This is a genomic window from Ensifer sp. ENS10 (assembly GCF_014852025.1).
In the GTDB taxonomy this organism is placed as follows: Bacteria; Pseudomonadota; Alphaproteobacteria; order Rhizobiales; family Rhizobiaceae; genus Ensifer.
The window spans coordinates 186479-205354 of record NZ_JACVAS010000013.1; the positions used below are offsets into that span (position 1 = coordinate 186479).

The 18876-nt window shown below is 55.6% G+C and carries 14 protein-coding genes and 3 pseudogenes; 9 read left to right on the plus strand and 8 right to left on the minus strand.

Annotation, left to right across the window (positions count from 1 at the left end):
- Window positions 1-127: 127 nt before the first annotated feature.
- Complete coding sequence (locus IB265_RS31935) at window positions 128-1018, minus strand: LysR family transcriptional regulator (RefSeq protein ID WP_192495753.1); 891 nt, start codon at window positions 1016-1018, stop codon at window positions 128-130.
- Window positions 1019-1123: 105 nt separating this feature from the next.
- On the opposite strand from IB265_RS31935, the gene IB265_RS31940 reads away from it, so the two are divergent.
- Both IB265_RS31940 and IB265_RS31945 read left to right on the plus strand, forming a co-directional pair.
- Window positions 1124-1399 (plus strand): helix-turn-helix domain-containing protein, encoded by a 276-nt coding sequence (locus tag IB265_RS31940; protein WP_192495754.1) that lies wholly within the window; start codon window positions 1124-1126, stop codon window positions 1397-1399.
- 292 nt (window positions 1400-1691) lie between these two features.
- On the plus strand, window positions 1692-2102 hold the full coding sequence (locus tag IB265_RS31945) for a transposase (protein WP_043625102.1): 411 nt from the start codon (window positions 1692-1694) through the stop codon (window positions 2100-2102).
- Between the two features lie 46 nt (window positions 2103-2148).
- Here the strand turns inward: IB265_RS31945 and IB265_RS31950 are convergent.
- The 4 genes and pseudogenes from IB265_RS31950 to IB265_RS31965 form a co-directional block, all read right to left on the minus strand.
- Window positions 2149-2264, minus strand: a pseudogene (locus IB265_RS31950) (transposase domain-containing protein); the annotation flags it as partial.
- Between the two features lie 114 nt (window positions 2265-2378).
- Window positions 2379-3380 (minus strand): tyrosine-type recombinase/integrase, encoded by a 1002-nt coding sequence (locus IB265_RS31955; protein WP_192495755.1) that lies wholly within the window; start codon window positions 3378-3380, stop codon window positions 2379-2381.
- Window positions 3377-4300 (minus strand): tyrosine-type recombinase/integrase, encoded by a 924-nt coding sequence (locus tag IB265_RS31960; RefSeq protein WP_192495756.1) that lies wholly within the window; start codon window positions 4298-4300, stop codon window positions 3377-3379. Before IB265_RS31960 ends, IB265_RS31955 begins: the two co-directional genes overlap by 4 nt.
- Window positions 4297-5538: a site-specific integrase gene (locus tag IB265_RS31965; RefSeq protein ID WP_192495757.1), complete on the minus strand. Its 1242-nt coding sequence runs from the start codon at window positions 5536-5538 to the stop codon at window positions 4297-4299. The genes IB265_RS31960 and IB265_RS31965 overlap by 4 nt, the downstream gene beginning before the upstream one ends.
- Window positions 5539-5665: 127 nt before the next feature.
- On the opposite strand from IB265_RS31965, the pseudogene IB265_RS31970 reads away from it, so the two are divergent.
- Window positions 5666-5803 (plus strand): annotated as a pseudogene (locus IB265_RS31970) (transposase domain-containing protein); the annotation flags it as partial.
- 34 nt (window positions 5804-5837) lie between these two features.
- Window positions 5838-6298, plus strand: a pseudogene (locus IB265_RS37860) (IS3 family transposase); the annotation flags it as partial.
- 291 nt (window positions 6299-6589) lie between these two features.
- On the opposite strand, the gene rfbB reads toward IB265_RS37860, so the two are convergent.
- From rfbB to IB265_RS31990, 3 genes are all read right to left on the minus strand, one after another.
- Window positions 6590-7648 (minus strand): dTDP-glucose 4,6-dehydratase, encoded by a 1059-nt coding sequence (gene rfbB / locus IB265_RS31980; RefSeq protein WP_192495758.1) that lies wholly within the window; start codon window positions 7646-7648, stop codon window positions 6590-6592.
- 154 nt (window positions 7649-7802) lie between these two features.
- Window positions 7803-9122: a cytidylyltransferase domain-containing protein gene (locus IB265_RS31985; protein ID WP_192495759.1), complete on the minus strand. Its 1320-nt coding sequence runs from the start codon at window positions 9120-9122 to the stop codon at window positions 7803-7805.
- An 87-nt stretch (window positions 9123-9209) separates the two neighbouring features.
- Window positions 9210-11306: a hypothetical protein gene (locus IB265_RS31990; RefSeq protein ID WP_192495760.1), complete on the minus strand. Its 2097-nt coding sequence runs from the start codon at window positions 11304-11306 to the stop codon at window positions 9210-9212.
- 343 nt (window positions 11307-11649) lie between these two features.
- Here IB265_RS31990 and rfbC point away from each other — a divergent pair, with 343 nt between their 5' ends.
- From rfbC to IB265_RS32015, 5 genes are all read left to right on the plus strand, one after another.
- Window positions 11650-12222 carry a dTDP-4-dehydrorhamnose 3,5-epimerase gene (rfbC, locus tag IB265_RS31995; protein ID WP_192495761.1) on the plus strand — a complete coding sequence of 191 codons (573 nt, stop codon included), beginning with the start codon at window positions 11650-11652 and terminating at the stop codon, window positions 12220-12222.
- Window positions 12223-12248: 26 nt separating this feature from the next.
- Window positions 12249-13139, plus strand: coding sequence for a dTDP-4-dehydrorhamnose reductase (rfbD, locus tag IB265_RS32000; RefSeq protein ID WP_309140545.1), 891 nt, complete (start codon window positions 12249-12251; stop codon window positions 13137-13139).
- The gene (gene rfbA, locus IB265_RS32005; RefSeq protein WP_192495763.1) at window positions 13136-14026 is read left to right on the plus strand and encodes a glucose-1-phosphate thymidylyltransferase RfbA; all 891 of its coding nucleotides are present in this window, start codon (window positions 13136-13138) and stop codon (window positions 14024-14026) included. The genes rfbD and rfbA overlap by 4 nt, the downstream gene beginning before the upstream one ends.
- Window positions 14027-14111: 85 nt before the next feature.
- Entirely contained in the window at window positions 14112-14966 is an 855-nt protein-coding gene (locus tag IB265_RS32010; RefSeq protein ID WP_309140544.1) for a capsular biosynthesis protein, read from the plus strand.
- Window positions 14967-15241: 275 nt separating this feature from the next.
- Window positions 15242-18874 carry a glycosyltransferase gene (locus IB265_RS32015; RefSeq protein ID WP_192495764.1) on the plus strand — a complete coding sequence of 1211 codons (3633 nt, stop codon included), beginning with the start codon at window positions 15242-15244 and terminating at the stop codon, window positions 18872-18874.
- Window positions 18875-18876: the final 2 nt, after the last annotated feature.

An 18876-nucleotide genomic window follows, 5' to 3' on the forward strand; every position in this document is an offset into this window, starting at 1 on the left:
GGCTTCACAAATCCCGCCCATGTCGCGCTAGTTCACAATCAAACGAGAATGCAAGCCGACGAGGTGAGAGACCGCATGCCGCGCGGTTATGCGCAAGCGAGGGCGGCAAAAGGAACCGTGGCCTACCTTACCTGCCCGGCCGCGCCAGCGACCGGGCAATGTCGATGATGTCGTCGCGTGCTGCGGTTGGATCTTCCTTGTTCCAGGCAACGCCGAGCCCGATCTTGAGATCGACGCCGCGCACCGGCCGAAGTTCGAAGTTGCGGTTCGGCAGGTCCTTCGTCCATTCCGGCGCAAAGCCGATGCCGAGCCCTGCCGAGACCAGAGACACCAAGGAGAAGGTGTCATCGCAGCTATAGGCGATGTTGCCGGTCAGGCCATGGGTCTCGAACATTTCCGAGAAATAGCGTTCGCTGTAGGAGAGGTTCTGACGGGAGAAGGCGATGATCTTCTCGGAGCGAAGGTCCTCGATGTCGATCTCGCTTCGAAGAGCAAGCGGGCTCGTCTTTTCGACCGCCAGCAGATAGCGCTCATGTGCAATCGAGAAGAAGCGCAAGGACCCGATGTTTTCGACCGGACGGATGAAGCCGAGATTGATCTGGCCGTTTTCTAGTCCGCGGATGATGTCGCTGGTCGAGCCACTCGTTACATGCAGGGCAACATCAGGGAACTTCCGGAAGATACGCGAAAGAAACGCCGGCAGCACGCCTATGGTCGCAGGATAGACAGTCCCGATCTTGATCGTGCGCGCCGCCTTGCCAGCCACCGATCGCGCCACCTCCATCGACAGCCCGACATCACCGATGATCCGGACGGCCCGATCGTAGAACACCTCCCCTGCCCGCGTCAGCTCAACCCGCCGCGTCGACCGCTCCAGCAGCCGGACACCGAGTTCCCTCTCCAGCGCCTGGATGTGCGAGCTCAACGCCGGCTGGGCGATGCACATCCGCGCAGCCGCCCGATTGAAGTGCAGCTCTTCGGCCACCGCAATGAAGTAGGAAAGTTGGCGTAGCTCCATGGCAACCTCCTTCGAAGGTGTAGCCTCGGGGCGCCACACGTACTGATTCCTTTCATAGTTCTATAATACGTGGTTTCATAGATTGTCAAATGCTGTTTTGCAGCTATGGACGTACGGCAGCTGGTCGCTCTGAATCTTCGACGATTACGGGTTGCGCGACAGATATCGCAAGATGATCTGGCGCTGGCGGCAGGTATCGAGCGCTCGTACGCCGGCCACCTAGAACGCGGCACCAAAAACCCCACCATCGTTACACTTGAAAAGCTCGCTCAAGCTATGGAATGCGAGATCGGCGAACTCTTTGAGAAATTTCCAGAAGGCACAACTGGAATAGATCCGCTCAAAAGCGGGCGGCGAACGGCGGCAATAAAGACGAGGTAAGTGTCCGGAAGACGACGTTCGCCCAAGGGCTAGTTGCCGACAACAAATACTCGTTCCATACCTCATGCGGTACGAGTATTTTTCGGGAGCAAGTTGTCCTGAGATTTCCCCTTGAAATAGTCCATTTTGAAGTAGGCTCTGGCCCATTGAGAGGACCAGGGAATGAAGTGCAATCACTTCACGGATCTGATGAGCCAACACGGTTGAGCGTAGGGTAAGCCTCCGGTGAAGGCCGTCTTGTGAGGTGATACCAAACATCGGAAGTCCTAGTGCTAGCACTAGGAGTAGTCATATGACGAAGCATCCGATTGAAGTGATCACGTCCGTCGAGCGCCGGCGGCGCTGGTCCCGCGACGACAAGGAACGCCTCGTCGCTGCCTGCCTTGAACCGGGCGCAGTGCTCTCCGAGATCGCCCGCGCCGCCGGGATCCACGTCAGTCAGCTCTTCCGTTGGCGCAAGGAGTTTTGTCGTATTGAGGAGCCGTCGATGCAGACGGCGAACACGTTGGTGCCTGTAATCGTGTCGGAGGCCACACCTGCAGCCCAACCCGTTGTCTCGGAACCGTCGGTCCCATCGCATTCTCGTCGGAAGCGCAGCGATGTGACGATTGAACTGGGACGAGGTCGACGTGTCCGGGTAGACAGCGACATCGACACCGAGGCGCTGGGTCGCATTCTCGACGTCGTGCTGGCTCGGCGATGATCCCGGTCCCGACTGGTGTGAAGGGTAAGCGACAAGCCGGGGCCGTTCAGGCGGCGTAGTTCCACGGCATGAGCGCGTCACGCTGCTGGGCCATCCATTTGCGAGGCGCTCAAGTGTCTGGGTAAGCCAGGCTTGCGGATCGACGGCATTCATCTTTGCTGTTTATGCCGACCGGCGAACTATGCCGAGCACCTCTTCCAACTTACCAGTTGAAACGCGCTTCTCTTGCCGTTTTGGTCGAAGACCCGTCGTTGGCACTCGGCATAGTTCTCATGCTCAGAGGGCGTTCAGGAATTCCAGAAGGTGGTCGTTTGGTCGAAATCGCTCGGCCTTGGCGCGTTCGTACGGCTTCAGCTTTGCGAGTGCGGATTCCTTCAGTTCAAGATGTGCATGAAGATAGGTCAGCGTCGTTTCCATCGCCTCATGGCCCAGCCACAGGGCAATGACCGAGCAGTCGACGCCCGCCTGTAGTAGCTCCATGGCAGCGCTGTGCCGCAAGACATGGGGCGACACCCGCTTCGAGCGGAGGGAGACGCAGTGCTCGCGCGCTTTGGCGACATATTTGTTCAGCAGTGCCTGCACGCCGTCGGCGCTGAGCCTGCCACCGTGCATATTCGGAAAGAGAGCCGTTGCGCCTCGCTTCCCGGGTTCCTTGAGCCAACGCCGGAGGGCTTCCTGTGCAACCTTTGTGAGCGGCGTACTTCGCTCTTTGCGGCCCTTACCAACGCATTGCACATGCGCACCGCGGCCGAGCATTACCGAGTCTCGGTCGAGGTCGATGACTTCCGAAACCCGCAGCCCCGTTTGCGCGGCCAGCAATAGCAGAGTGTAATCGCGGCGTCCCAGCCACGTGCTTCGATCCGTGCAGTCCAGGATCGATTCAATCTCGGGCCTGGTTAGGAACTGAAGCTGCCGCTTGTCGCATCGCTTGCTGGGGATCGCGAGCACGCGCTGGATGTGGGCGCTATGTGCCGGCTCCTCGAACGCCGCATATCGGAAGAAAGATCGAATGGCTGTGAGGCGGAGATTCCGGGTCCTCACCGAGGCGGCTCTCTGCGTCTCGAGGACTTCCAGGAATGCGCCGATGAACGGAGCGTCCAAATCCCGCAGTGTCAATTGAGATGGGGACCTCTCAAGGCGCGCCTGCGCGAACGCAAACAGGAGCCTGAACGTGTCGCGATAGGAGGCAATGGTGTTGGAACTTACACCTCGATGCTTCATGAGCCGATCTGTGAACCACCGCTCGATCAGCACGGCTAAGTCGTTCGTTCGTCTCATGACCGAACCTCCCACCGCTTATCCAATCGCCGAACGGCATGATTCATCAGCTCCGGCGCGGCGGACAGATACCAGTAAGTGTCGCGAACATTGGCATGGCCGAGGAAGGTCGAGAGTACCGGCAGCTCGCGTTCCACATCTTCGCCAGCGCGATGCCAGTTGATCAGGGTTTGGACGGCGAAACGGTGACGAAGATCGTGAACCCGCGGGCCACCGCGATCCCCCTCCTGCCGTAAACCAATTTGCCGGGATAGTCGCCAGAACACCCGGTGCACGTATTGATGCAGCAATCTGCCGCCCTGTTCGGCGACGAAGAAATAGGGACTGCGCGGCGTGCCAAGGTGTGCATCGCGTCGGGCAGCATAGTTTGTAAGGACAGCGATTGTCGTGGCATGCAGCGGCACCAGCCGTGACTTGCCGAACTTTGTCTCTCGGATAGTGAGGACGCCCTGCTCGAGATCGACGTCGGCCCGGAGCAGGCCGAGCGCTTCAGAATGGCGCAGTCCGGCGACCGCTATCAGTCCGAACAGGCAGTGATACGTCCAGCGTCGAAGGGCGTTGGCTGGCGGCAGCGACAGTGCTGCCGCCAGCAGCGCCTGAATCTCAATGTCGCTATAGATGTAGGGCTTTGTCCGCCGAGCCGGCGGCACTGCGTCGCTCGGTGGCACTTCCGTCAGAGGATCGAAATGACTGAGGTGCTGGGCGAAGCAGCGCACATCAGCCAGGCGGATGGACCAGCTCGGCTGTCGGCCCATCGACGTCACCCACTGCATTGCCAGGTCCGACGTGATGGTCTCGGCGCCGCGGGCTTCCATGAAGGTGACGAATGCCGACAACCGTCGTGCCGGCCCATCATATTTGTATCCCAGCCCTTGGCGCATGCCGACATAGCGGTTGAGGGCAGTGCGAAGCCGGCTCATTGGACACCTCCCGGCCAGGGCAGGCTCAGTCCACGCAGCTTCTCAACATCGAGCTTGGCATAGATCCTTGTGCTGTCGATGTTTCGATGGCGGAGCAGTTGGCCGATCTCGGCAAAACTGGCACCCGACCGTAAAAGGTCGGTCGCGAGGCTGTGGCGGAAAAGATGGGCGCCGTGATGGGCATAGCCATCAATGCCTGCCCGCTCGAGTGCCTGCTTCGCGATCATCGTGATGGCGCAGCCGGAGGCAAAGCCCACGTGCGGCGCAAGTGTTCGCAAGAAAACTCGCCGACACGCCGAAGCGGGACGCCCATGCCGGATATAAGCCACGATAGCTGTTCCGACATCGTGACGCAGCGGCATAGTCGCTTGCCGCCGTCCCTTTCCGTGTACGAGAATCGTGCCCGACTGCCAGTCGATATCATCGAGATTGAGGGTAGCAACTTCGCTAGCGCGCAAACCGAGCTTGGCCAAGATCATCAGAACCGCATAGTCCCGATGCCCCATTGCCGTCGTCCGGTCACAGGCATCGAGAACCTTCTGGACCTTCTCTGGCGGCAGGAAGGTTGGAAGGCCGGCAAGTCGCCAGCGGCGGATGGATGGCACGCAATCGGCCAACGCCGTCGAAATGAAGCCCTTCAAATGCAAGTAGCGCAGTAAGGCACGCACGACTCCGCACATTGCCTTGCCGCTGTCGGCGGAGCCATCGAGCGCATGTCGTTCGACATACCCGATGACAATCTCCGGGGTGAGCGCTGCAAACCCATTCGCGCCGGCAGGACAGACCTCCCGCAGAAATCGAAGTGACAGAAGCTTGTGGCTCCCCACCGTCGAGGCGGCGAGCCCTCTCTCATTCGAGAGATATGCCCCGAATACATCGACGATCTGCTCGTGCTCAGTGCGCTCAACCGGAAGCGCACCTGGTATTAAGCCCTCTTCCCGTAACGCTGAAAGCACGCGTCGGAGTGCCGATCGGTCGCCCGTATCGGGACTCCAGTGTTTGAAGCGATGCTCAAGAAAACGATCGACATAAGCTTCGCTCAAATCCTGCGGGGCATATCCATTGCCAACATGCCAGTCCATCAGGTCTCGAAACAGGCTCAGCGAGCGCCACGTGCATTGCCGACCCAAGCCTTCTTTCGACATGTTGGCGGCGTAAACACGCGCAAACTCCCGATACGGACCGTGGAGCAGCTTCCGATATAGGGCGCTGCGATTCAAATAGTCAGTTGTGTTCATGTGTCCTCTCCTTCGCGTCAATTGCGACGGAGAGACCCTAAGCTATGCCGACTGGGCGACCGCTATGCTGCCGGAAACGTTGGAAAAAACTTGATTAATCGGCATAGTTCGCCGGTCGGCATAAAATGCTAAGCTCAACGATATCGATCCGCAGGCCTGGCTTGCCGACGTCCTCGCCAACATTGCGGACACGCCGGTCAGCAGGCTGCAGCAATTGCTTCCGTGGAATTGGACACCAAAGGCTCTGAACGCTCAGGCCGCATGACCTGCGGCCTTCACCGGATGCTTACAGCGTAGGCCGGGCGTGGAAAGCCATCGGCTATTGCCGAATGGCGATCCGTTACGAAACCAGCCGTAGCGACGATCGTGGTCTTCGCGAACGAATGAAAGCGTTGGCAAATGAACGTCGCTGTGGCTGCCGTCGCATTGTGCCTCTGGCACGCGAGGGGCACGTCGTGAGCCACAAGAAGCTCTTTCGCCTCTATCGGGAGGAGAAGCTGACGGTGCGCAAGCGCGGCGGCCCGAAGCGAGGATAGGCGCACGCGCACCATGCTGATCCTGATGGCAACCAATGATCGTTAGTCGCTCGACTTCGTGACGGATCAATACACCAATGCTGACACCTGCCGAATTCGCCCAGCCCATCAACCCGCGACGTGAAGCGGTCTTGCGCAGCCGAAATGGCTCCGCACCGCAACCCGCCGCTACCGCCCCAGAATACAGCAACCAAAACCGCTGGAGCGAACTCAAAGCTGGATAAAAGTGGGCGGCAAGCTCACAGCCCTCGAGGTTCGCAACCCGTCACGAAGCAACTTAACGCACGTAGAGCGAGGCACGGCTTTCTTCGATGAAGGACCGGCTTCCAGCGGTGGATACTGACCAAGGCTGCGTTCAGGTCGCACACCCACGCGCCATAATGTCTCCAGCACCCTAGACCAGGAGTTTACCTCAAATGCAGTCAACCATTGCGTCGAAAATTGGCAATGGCGTGTTTTGCGGAATCACCGATATGACGCGATATCTACTATCCGGCAAACGGTGATACGCAGGCCTATTCTGATCTTGGGTCAGGAAGCCCGAGCCTTCCTCCAGTGTAGCGGTGACGCAATGGCCCCCACCACCATTCGTTCGCAAGATACCACTCAACAGTTTTCGCGACCCCCGTGTCAAAAGTCTCAACCGCCCTCCAACCTAGTTCCGTCTCGAGTTTAGTTGCATCAATTGCATATCGCGCATCGTGCCCCGGACGGTCCTGGACGAACGTAATGAGCTTCTCATAGGGCCTTGTGCCCGGTCGCAGCTCGTTCATTAGTCGACATATTTGTCGGACGACGTCCAAATTGCTCCGTTCATTGTGTCCTCCGACATTGTAGGTCTCGCCCCTGCGTCCCCGGTCGCAAATGATATCTAGCGCACGGGCGTGATCTTCCACAAATAGCCAGTCTCGGATGTTCGATCCATTCCCGTAAACAGGAAGCGCCTTCTCTTCGACCATATTGATGATCATCATCGGAACTAATTTCTCTGGGAAGTGAAAAGGACCATAATTATTCGAGCAGTTTGAGACGATGACGGGTAGCCCGTATGTGCGCATCCAGGCCTTTGCGAGGTGATCTGAAGCCGCTTTCGACGCAGAGTAAGGCGAACTCGGATCATAAGGTGTCGTCTCTTCAAAGAGTCCTTGCTCACCGAGGGAGCCATAAACTTCGTCTGTGGAAACGTGCAGGAAGCGAAACGTTTCCTTAGCATGCTCGGCCAGCGCCTCCCAATACCGCCTCGCATTCTCCAGCATCGTAAAGGTGCCGAGAACGTTCGTCTCGACAAATGCCTGGGCACCAGTAATCGACCGGTCAACATGGCTCTCAGCCGCGAGATGCATGACCCGATCGGGCTTGAAGCTTTCAAAGGCTTCAGCAACCTTCCTATTGTCGCATACATCGACCTTGAGGAATCGGTAGCGAGGATTGTTGTCGACTTGCTTCAGAGAGGTAAGAGTTCCTGCATACGTCAATTTGTCGATGTTGAGGACATCGTAACCCTTCTCGATGACCAAATGGCGAACAACCGCCGACCCAATAAAGCCCGCCCCGCCAGTCACTAGAACACGCATTGCCCGCTGTATCTCCGCTTTTGATGAGTACTATTCTGGTTTGTGTGGGGAAGGGAAAACACGGCCCTTCAAGCGCGGACTAATCTCTTCTCGCCCGTCCACGGAGTTGCTGTCCCCGACAACGCTCGCCGCTGTCGGCTGCATCGTTGGCCTTTCAGAAATACCCGTATGAGTGAATGATATCGGGGATTGGCGCTCCCTCTAAGAGTTTCTTGCGAATATTCGTCTCATTGAAAGTCGCCTGAAGCGCTCGATCTAGCACAGTTGCCCAAAGGTGTTGTGGGATAATGAGTACGCCCTCAGAATCAGCGAAAATTACATCGTCGTTCCTTGCGGTGGCACCACCTACGGTGATCGGCATATTATAGGAAATCGTCGTGCCCTCATATTTTATGTCATTGCTCCAAGCCCCTCTTGCATAGACGGGCATGCCCATTGCACGAACGTGTTCGACATCGCGCGTGAATCCGTCGACAAGTACACCGACCGCACCCGCACGAAGAGCAAGATGGCAATTGAGATCGCCAAAGTACGCTCGATCGGGCACCGAATTCTCCACGACGATGACATCTCCGGTCCTGATAAAGTTGTAGGAGTGCAGCGCCTTGTAGATGCCCTTCCACGCGTCGCTGGAATGAATGTCTCTCTCTGGACCGCTCAATTCCCCCAGCCTGAGGGTTTTAACGCGCCCGAGCATCTTGCCCGCCGACACCGCGCGCAGCGACGGATCCAACATGAAGTTGAATCCCATCTCCTTCGTCACGTCGGAAATGATTGATGAGGCAAGATGGTGCCGCAACAGACGGAAGTAGTTGAATTCCGCCATGCGGCGGCCAAGACAAATTGACTCCGCGAGTTCGAGGTCAGACTCATAGTTTATGTCCAAATCCTCAACATCGGAAAGTTCAAAAAAAATCGGGTTCATTCCGAACCGTTTGTCTGGGAATGAGGGGCTTTCCCGCCTCATCATGTAGAGGCTCATGCTCTCCACCGTCGAGGGTGGCAGATCCACACTGTTAGGGATACGGTCGCGTCCGTAGGCAGGTTCACCCCTTTCCCATTTGTAGAACCGCATGTTCCGCACGGCCAGCAAGCTGTCTTTCTGCGGATTACTCAACAAGAGATCGAGCGCACGCGATATTGCCTTCTCATCAAGAAACGGCGCGGTGCATAGAGCCTGGATGACGACGTCCGCGTCAGGCACTGCCCTACATTCATTCGCGAACATTTCGTGGCCGTCCGTCGCATTCGTCGCAAGAGCAGGATCGCGCTTGAGTATCTTAATGGGAAGATCGTTCGCCAGGGCGATAATCTCATCGGACTCAGTGTCGAGCCATACCTCATCGATACGCTCGCACGCCAACAACTGCTTTAGTTTTCTTCGGAACAGAAGCTCCCCATCGAGAATACGGGTATTCTTCGAAAGGACCCTTTCGCTGCCACCCTTAGCCGGTACAAAGGCCACTACCTTCATTTCACTTCCTTTATGGCAAATATTTTCAACGCGTTACGATTTGCACAGCCTGTTACATAAACAAGGACGACCATCGAGTCAGTGGCGTCACGCTTCATCGTTACCAGGTGATTTTAGTGTGCGTCCTTCTTTGCGACCAAAACGTTCCCAATGAAAATCAGGATCCAGGCCGGCGCAAGCAACGTCCGGGTTTGCCAACAGATATTGCACGGGATTGAACTCGGACTTCAGTTCTTTGGCGCGAGTACCTTGAAGGATGCGATAGGGGAAGCCCTCTCGCTGCATCTTTCGCCGCTTAAGGCTTTCTCGCACCCACGTCGAAAGGAGATGGCGTTCCTTGTCAATCTCGCCTATACGGGACTCTAGGGCGCGTCTATCTTCAATCGTGGATTGCAAGTCCTCGTTGACTACCTCCAGCCGTTCCTCCAGCTTATCTAGTTTCCGCGCGACATCGTTAAGTTCAGCGTTAAGCCGTTGAATAATGGTCTCCCTTTGCGCCAACTCGACCTGTCTCAAGTCAACCGCATTCGCAAGCGCACTTTCGAGGTCGTTGCAACGGGCGGCCAAACTGGCCACCTGCTCCTCCTGCGCAACACGGCCGACTTCGAACTTTTCCTCTTCCAATTGAATTCGTTCGCGAACTAATAGATCGATGGTTTCCTGGACATGTTGGAGCAGCCTCTCTGTTGCTGCCAGGCATCCGTCTCCGCTGAACTGACCGTCCGCCATTCTCTTCAACGTTTCATCGACGAAGTCGGCGGCCAATTCGGAGCGAACGTTCTCCCAGTTTTCTTGCCCGATGGCAAACTTGATTTCGTCCGCGGATAGGTTCCCGCTGTCCGGTGATGTCCAAGCCCTGAAGGCGTTGAACTGCTGAATGCGCTTGGCGGCTCCCTCCGTGGACGGGTGGCGATAGTTGACGAAGCGCGCCAGGTGCTCGACTAGGTGAGATGCTTTCAACCGGCCAGGCAAATCGTCAGAAAGCCCCACGAACTCTTCGCGAAAGAGCGCAGTGATCAGGCTTTTGGCACGCGAACGCTTTTCGTCCCAACCAACCCTTCCGACTGCGGCAGAAAGGGCGCGGTCAAGGGAGCCATCATCAACGGCTTCGTAGGTGATGTCTCGGCCAGCGAAAAAGCCATTTGCTAAAGTGACTACGGGCTTGTCATAAATAAAGCCATAAATCTGCGTCGTCGAGATCGGCGTAACGCAAGCGTCGCACTGGGATAATAGCAACCGAAAGTCCTGATCGTGACAATTGACGACGTTGACTCCTTCGAAATCATTGTGCAGATGGAAAGACGTTGCTGGATGAGGCTTCACAAGAAGCGTCGCCTTTGCGAATGACCTCTGAAGACTGCTTGCAACAGCTCGCGCGCCCTCGCCTGAGTGTCGTATCCAATTGGCATAACGATCACCTGCACGCACGCTGTCGAAGCTCATACCGCTTCCGACATCGAAGGCACCGAGGTAGAGAACGATTGGACCACCGTCCGCCGGAGCGTCCACACCAGCGAATGCTACTGATTTGTTCGATAATGCGTAGTTCCGGATCGTGAGGCTGCGGTAATAGCTTTCAATAGATCCCCACTCGCGCTCAACCTCCTCGGCAGGTATCGCCGGTTCAATAAATGACAACCGGAGTCCGATATTGCTGATCTGGCACTGGCCAAGCAGATTAACCATCAAAGTGTCTTCGGTAAGCCCCCGTTCTGCTGCATAACACGGTGTCTGGGTGATCTGGGCCAACCGCATAAGTAGCTTCGAGAAGGGAAGAGTGGAACCCCACGTAAGTATCACACTAGGACGCATAATTTCGAAAATCTTTTCCCAATACCGCAGCGCGCGCAGGATAGAGAATTCGGTATCGAACGAATTGGGCGCATGCGACCAAAGCCGCTCTGCCTCCATCAATTCGGGCAGAGCTGTCGCCGTCATGGGCAATACCGAGGGGCCCGGAAGGTTACTGAACTTCCTGCCCTGCTCAACGATGCTAAATGGCACGGCAATGTGGAAGAAGCCGACACAGCGCGAGTAATCGCCAGCGGGCCCAATTACGACTAATTGCTGCCCTCTAAGTAGCAACTGTTCTCCAATCGAGGAAATGTGGTCATAGATCCGATCGTGACTTTCAAGGAAGCAGCTCCACCAGACTATTCCCTTCAATTCCCTGTCATTCACCATTCGGGCTGCTATCCTTTCGATTCACTGCGCCTGCCTAACCAATCCACTTCCGACAAGCGCAGCGCGCCAACGGCTCGCGAAGTATTTGCACACAACGTGAAAGCATCCAGGCAAAGCTGCGAAACGATAGAGCATTTGTCCGGTTCCGAAAACTGCCAATGGATAGTGTTTCACAGGATTGCCAGCGCCGGGAAAAGCCCGTATCTGGAACGCCGCATAGTTGCATGGGTCCTTTCAATACGACCCCGCAAACTTACTCGGGAACATTTCAACGCACTATCGACCGGGTTCTGCGGTTCGTGCTAGGACAAAGCCTAGTTCGAGATTGTGTGGGAGGGTGCCGATGGCATCACAAGTTCTACTGATTAAGCCGAAGCGCTTTGTTGACGACCGAGGCTGGTTTTGCGAGCCATACAACAAGAACAGATTTAAGGACCTTGGTATTGCCGACGATTTCGTGCAAGATAATCAATCGCTTTCCGTTCGCGCCGGAACATTGAGAGGCTTGCATTTCCAGACTCCGCCTCATCAACAAGGCAAGCTGGTTCGCTGTGTCACGGGGAAGATCTTTGACGTCGTCGTCGATATACGAAGGGGCTCCCCAACCTATGGTCAATGGGTAGGAGCGGAGTTGAACGCGGAGAATGGATATCAGCTTTACGTACCTGCCGGCTACGCACACGGATTTCTCACGTTAGAGGAATCGACTGAAGTGATGTACAAAGTGACAGACTTCTACGCGCCAAAGAATGACGCGGGGCTACAGTGGAATGACCCTCAGATTAATATTCGCTGGCCCTTTCTTGAGGGAGTGGAACCATTGCTTAGCCCGAAAGACCAAGCTCAGGCACTGCTTGCGGATTTCGACAGTCCGTTCCTGTATGATGGCGTGCCGATGTCACTGGTCGAGGTTTGACGTTGGTTCCGCGCATACGCATTCTTGTGACCGGATCAACCGGACAGGTGGGATCGGAGTTGTGCCGCTACGAATGGCCGACAGCGGTGGAGATTGTATCGCCCTGTCGAACTGAATTGGATATCGCCGACCCGCTTGCAGTCAGCAGCTACTTCAAAAAGAATGAGTTCGCTGCCGTCATCAACCCAGCCGCATACACGGCGGTCGACAGAGCCGAGACAGATGACGTGACGGCATGGCGCGTCAACGCGATTGCACCAGCAGCGTTGGCCAAAGCAACGCGCCACGCCAACATCCCGCTGGTTCAAATCTCGACTGACTATGTTTTCGACGGCAAGAAAATCGGCCCGTATCGAGAAGACGATCCGATCTGTCCGGTTAGCGTTTATGGTGCCTCGAAGGCTGCAGGAGAACTTGCCGTGAGGACGGGCAACCCGCGACATGTCATCCTGCGGACCTCATGGGTTTACTCGGCCGCCGGTAGCAATTTTGTGAAGACTGTAATACGATTGGCTGCCGACCGCCCCCAAATCCGGGTTGTCGACGATCAGATCGGGTGCCCAACGGCCGCCGTCGACATCGCGGCCGCTGCCGCTCGAATTGCGCTAAGCATGGTAGCTGATCCCACCACGCCCAACGGAATCTACCACTTCTCCAACAGCGAGCCTGTGTCATGGCACGGTTTTGCCCAGGAAATACTGCGGCACTACGCGCGCGCCGGACACAAAATACCACAGCTGGAACCAATCTCGACAACCGAGTATCCGACACCGGCGAAAAGACCAGCAAACTCCGTCTTCGCTCTTTCCAAAATTGAACAGACATACGGGATCCAAGCACGCCCGTGGAAGTCAGCATTGGCGGAGACGTTTCCCGAGATATGCGATAAAGCAAAGATTTTGAGAGAATGCGAATGAAGGGCATCATTCTTGCCGGGGGCTCCGGCACTCGACTGTACCCGGCGACGCTGGCCGTGAACAAGCAACTCGTCCCGGTATACGACAAGCCAATGATATATTATCCTCTATCAGTGCTCATGCTGGCCAAAATTCAGGATGTACTGATAATCTCATCACCCGAATACATCGACAACTATAAAACGCTTTTCGGCGACGGCTCTTCGTGGGGCATACGCATACGCTATACTGTTCAGCCAAGTCCCGACGGGCTTGCTCAAGCGTTCACCATCGGTGAGGACTTCATCGGCGATGATAACGTCGCACTCATATTAGGGGATAATATTTTCTTTGGTGCCGGTTTGGACGCACTGCTTGCGAATGCCCGTGCCAGAGAGACCGGCGCAACAGTCTTCGCCTATGAAGTAGAAGATCCGGAACGCTATGGCGTTGTGGAACTCGACCCCTCCGGCCGGGCTATTTCCGTCGAGGAAAAGCCTGCAGCTCCCCGTTCGAAACTTGCCATCACAGGTCTATACTTCTTTGACAACAAGGTCATCGACTATGCCAAATCACTGGAACCCTCTGCGCGCGGTGAATTCGAGATCACCGACATAAACAGGCGCTACATGAATGAGGCTACACTCTTTGTTGAACGCATGTCGCGCGGCTACGCGTGGCTGGACACTGGCACCCACGACAGTCTGCTTGAAGCATCCGAGTTTGTGCGGACCATTCAACACCGACAGGGTACACATATCGCCTGCTTGGAAGAAATCGCTTATATCAACGAGTGGATTAGCCGAGACAAGTTATTGGAGCACGCGGCACGTTTCTCGAAAACCGCCTACGGGCGGTATCTGCAAAAAGTCGCGGGAAGCTCCGTTGAAGTCCCCGAACCCCGCTAACCGCACGGCGCTATCACGAGAAACGCGATGAGATTACAGCTGCGCCATCGTTCAAACATATCATGCGGGAACCCGGTCAGGTTCCGTGAATTTCAGCGCGGTCGGTGAAATGGATCTGGATTTAGATATCGGCCCCACTAAAAAGGGGCAAAGGCACGGGACCTGGCTAGCTGCGGCGCTGCAGGAGAAACTTCATGTCATGAAGGCAGTGATGCTTCGCGACTTGCGTACCCGCTTCTTCGACCACGGCATCGGATTCCTGATCGTATCGTGGTGGCCGCTCGCTCATATCTTCATTCTTCTCTTCATCTATCAGGTCTCTAATCGAGCCACTCCTTTTGGAGACAGCCTCCGCGTGTTCTTTGCTACCGGTCTGATTCCTACCCTCCTGTTCACGTATGTGTCGCGTTTCATGTCGCTGTCGGTCATCCTGAACAAACCGATGCTTGCCTTCCCGGTGGTACAGGTCGTGGATATTTTGATGGCACGCGCGGCCCTCGAAATCGTCGCCGCAGCGCTGACACTGGCACAGGCACTCCTCATTCTTTGGCTCATGGGCGACAACCCATTTCCGTACGACCTTGAACAGGCTGTTCTCGCTTATCTGACCATACTGCTGGCCGCAATCGGTGTGGGCATTTGGGCGGGTGTCATCACCATGATTATGCCGTTCTTTGCAACTTTGTATGCTCTCTTTTGCATCATCATCTACCTCGCGTCGGGTAGTCTATTCGTTGTTTCTGCGCTTCCAGACGCCTTTGCCATCCCTCTAGCCTACAGTCCTGTCGTTCAGGCGGTCGAATGGATGCGTAGCGCCTACTATCCATCATACAGTGACCGGCTTGTTGATAAGACGTATCTCCTACATTTCGCCCTGGTCTCTGTATTCAGCGGCTTGTTCATGGAGCGGGTTTTCCGGCGGATTTTGATTGAAGGATAGCAGCAAGATCAGTCGTAGGCTCGTGTTTGGCCTATGAATTATCGCCATCCTGCGTTTGTCGTGAGCACAATACGCAGACAGCTGTCCGCATCATCTGCGAAACGGGAACGGCGCGGAGTGGTAGACTGGCACTTGGTGCAAATGCGATTGTCCTGTATGGACTTGCTATCCAAGTCGAATCTGACTTCACACATCAACCATAGTTGCGCTGATGAAAGGGCGCGGCCGTCCTCACCGGCCTTTCTTCCTACACGTTATTTTGGAGCCTAATGCTGATGCTGGTGAAGTCCCTGCGTGAAAAGTTGCGATCGCTGAGAGCTTTCGCGAAGTTCCATCTTGGGCTAAAAGCGGGCAAATTCGGTTTCGATCCGGACTTCTATAGAAGCTACTATGCGGATCTCAATAGCCTTGAATTCAATATCGATCTACTCAAGCATTTCCTGCAGCATGGTATAGCGGAGGGTAGGTTCCCCAACTTCCATGCCCTTAGAATTGCTGTTGAGACTACGTACGGTAGGCTACCGGCGGAGTTCGATCTCGACGCTTACAAGATCCTAAACCCGGACCTAGCGAGGGTGCTGCCGACAGACGGGCACTACCTAATACATTTTTGCCAGTTTGGTCGTCTCGAAGAGCGCCCCCACCGCTTCGGTTCGAAGCTTTCGGATGGGTGGGAAAGTTTGTTCAACCCATCCCAGTTTCTCGCTTGGATAGGGACGCAGCGGGGGGAACAAGTACAGGACTTTGGTGAAGCGGTGCGGCTTTTTCGCGCGGTCAGCGCGCAAGGAATAATCGCGCCCCTTAGCTTTAGGAACGCATTCGAGCCAGATTTCTATCGCGCATACTATGAACAACCAGAGCCCTGCTCAGACGTCGAGCTTTACCGAGAGTGGCTCACGACTGGTTTTTCCCGAGCTCGTGCGCCTAGCGAACAGGCGCTTTTAAGAGAGTTGCTGGGAGAAGGCAGTTATCCACAGAGCTTTGACTGGAAGGCCTATGTCAGTGCGACGTCGGGCGTACGCGCCCACCGAGCGGATGCGTTAATCCACTATTTCAGTCATGCACAACTGAACCTCGCGGATGCAAGGCGCTTCCTCACGGATGCTTCCCCGGACCTTTTCTTGAGGATTGGAGAGTACCGCATCAGGCGGAACGATCTGACAGGCGCCCAACAGGCATTCGAGGTCGTGTTGTCCACGCAGCCCGAATTGTCCGAAGCCTGGTACCAACTTGGCATCACAAAAGCTAGGATGGGACAAACCGATGGCGCTTTGGAATGCTTCACCTCTGCAATCGCCAACGGCTCAAGCAGGATGGAGGCATATGTCAATGCTGTTGAAGGCCATTGCCAGCGAGGCTCTTTCGACTGTGCACTGGCGTTGGTTGAGGAGATGCAGAGCAGATATAGATCGGAGCACGGCTTCTTCGCTTGCGTCGATCGGCTAGCGGACATGTATTTCGCACACACCAGCAAGCAGACTATGAATCTGCTCGTTGCAGCGACCAGTCAGGAAGAACTTGCGACCGCTGGCGTCGAATCGGACCGCCTTCTGAAGGAATGCCTGGAAAGTATTGATCGCCTTTTTGGGGCTGTCCATACTGACAGCCTGCCGGCGCACTGGGTATCAGATCCAGATGGACATATCGTGTTGTTCGCCAACCACGATCTGCGCCAGTGCACACACTATCGAATCGAGCAAAGGGTCGAGCAGATCGAAGCATGTGGGTTGAAATGCGTCATCCTTCGTCACACTGAACCTGAAAAGATCGCAGCCAGCCTTCTCGGGGCAAGAGCTGTAGTTTTTTACCGTGTAGCGGCCTTCCCAGCGGTCATCAAAGCTATCCGTTTGAGTCAGGCGCTAGGGGTCAGAACATTCTACGAAATAGACGACCTATTGTTCGACTCGTCATATTACCCGGATAGTCTCGACAGCTACGGCGGCCAAATCACGTGGGAGGAATACTGCGGTCTTCGCCATGGCGTTCCACTCTTCCGCTTTGCACTCGAACTTTGCAGTGAGGGTATAGCATCGACCCGTGCCCTGGCCCACGCGATGCAGGAGGCAACTCAGAAAGCCTGCCATGTCGTTCGGAACGGATTGGATAGCCGCAACCAGGCCTTCATCGAAGAAGCTTCCTCTCGCCATTTGAGCCGCAAACGTATCAAGATATTCTACGGCTCCGGAACGAAAGCTCATACGGGGGATTTCGCTGATCAGGTCGGGGTCGCGCTCAAAACGTTGATGGAGACTCACTCTAACGTCGACCTAGTGCTGGTCGGCTTCGTGGAACTTCCTCAAGATCTCGCCTGCTTCTCCGACAGAATTATGCACCTCGGCTTTGTTAACAGCACCGACGTTTACTGGAGTATTCTGAGCGAGTGCGACATTAATCTTGCGGTTCTATCAAAGACAAAGGCTGCTGACTGCAAGTCGGAAATTAAGTGGCTCGAGGCTGCAATGCTGAAAATTCCTTCGGTAGTAAGCGACGTGTGTGCTTATCGAGAGGAGTTGCAACCGGGTAAAGATGTCCTGATCGCCAGCTCTCTGCACGACTGGTTGGCGCAACTCGAACGCTTAATCAGCGACACCAGTCAACGGCTGCGCATTGGAGAGAATGCATACGATACTGCTCTCTCCCACTATTCACTGCCCGCCCTTAGTCAGGCGGTACTTAAGATTTTCGCCGGCACGGGCCGCCTTCCGATGAAAAGAAAGAAACGACGGATACTCATATGCAACGTGTTTTACGCGCCGCAAAGTATAGGAGGCGCTACTCGCGTCGTTGAAGACAACATCCGCGATATCCTTAACGACTCCGATGAGTTCGAGTTTGTTGTCTTCGCCTCTGATGAAGGAGGCACGCGTCCGGGAGAAGTGCGCTTTGAAAGCATGTCGGGCGTTCTAATTGTACGGCTGACTTGTCCCCAAGAACGAGACATGGACCTTAGGGCGTTCAATCCGGATCACCGCGGCGTCTTCAACGCGGTAATTGATGCGGTCAAGCCAGATATGATTCATTTTCACTGCATCCAGCGTTTGACGGCAACGATCGTGGAAGTCGCTGACGAACGAAACATTCCTTTCATCGTCACACTCCACGATGCGTGGTGGATCTCGGATCACCAGTTTCTTGTCGACAAGTACGGGTTCCTGCACCTTCCGACGGGGGATCGCTTGAAGGATGCCGTATTGCATGGCCGCGGCGCAGATGCATTCGTGCGCCAGTCACAGCTTGCCGCGCTCCTTTCGCGCGCCCGTGCCCGCATTTCCGTCTCAGAGCCTTTCGCCGAGATCTACAAGGCCGCGCTGATTGACGACGTTTCTGTAATAGAGAACGGCGTTTCCGACCTTCCTCGGTGCGACCCGCGCAGCCGGAACTCGGCCGTCCACTTGGGACATATCGGCGGCCGTTCTGCACATAAAGGGGCCGATCTTGTGGAAGCTGTGTTGCGGAAATCAAATTTTGCTCGCCTCCGCCTAACAATGGTCGATGGAAATCTAAGATACGGTGAATGCTGGGAGACGAAGTGGGGAGAGACCCCCGTTCGAATAATCGGACCGTACCCGCAAAGCGAGGTTAAGGGTCTTTACCACGATCTTGACGTATTGCTTGCTCCCTCGACTTGGCCAGAGAGTTTTGGACTCGTAAGCCGCGAGGCGGAGAACATGGGGCTCTGGGTCGTAGCTTCGAAGCTTGGTGCAATCTCTCAGAATATCAGCCACGGTGAAAATGGCTTTGTCGTCGATGTCTCAAGCGACCGACACTTGTCGCAGGTTCTTTCAGAAATGAACGACAACGTGCAGCGCTACACCGCGCCGCCTACCACAAGGCCACTTTCAGTAAGGACCGCCCAGCAGCAAGCCAAAGAAATAGCCGCCACCTATCGCAGAGTTCTAGACGCCTAATT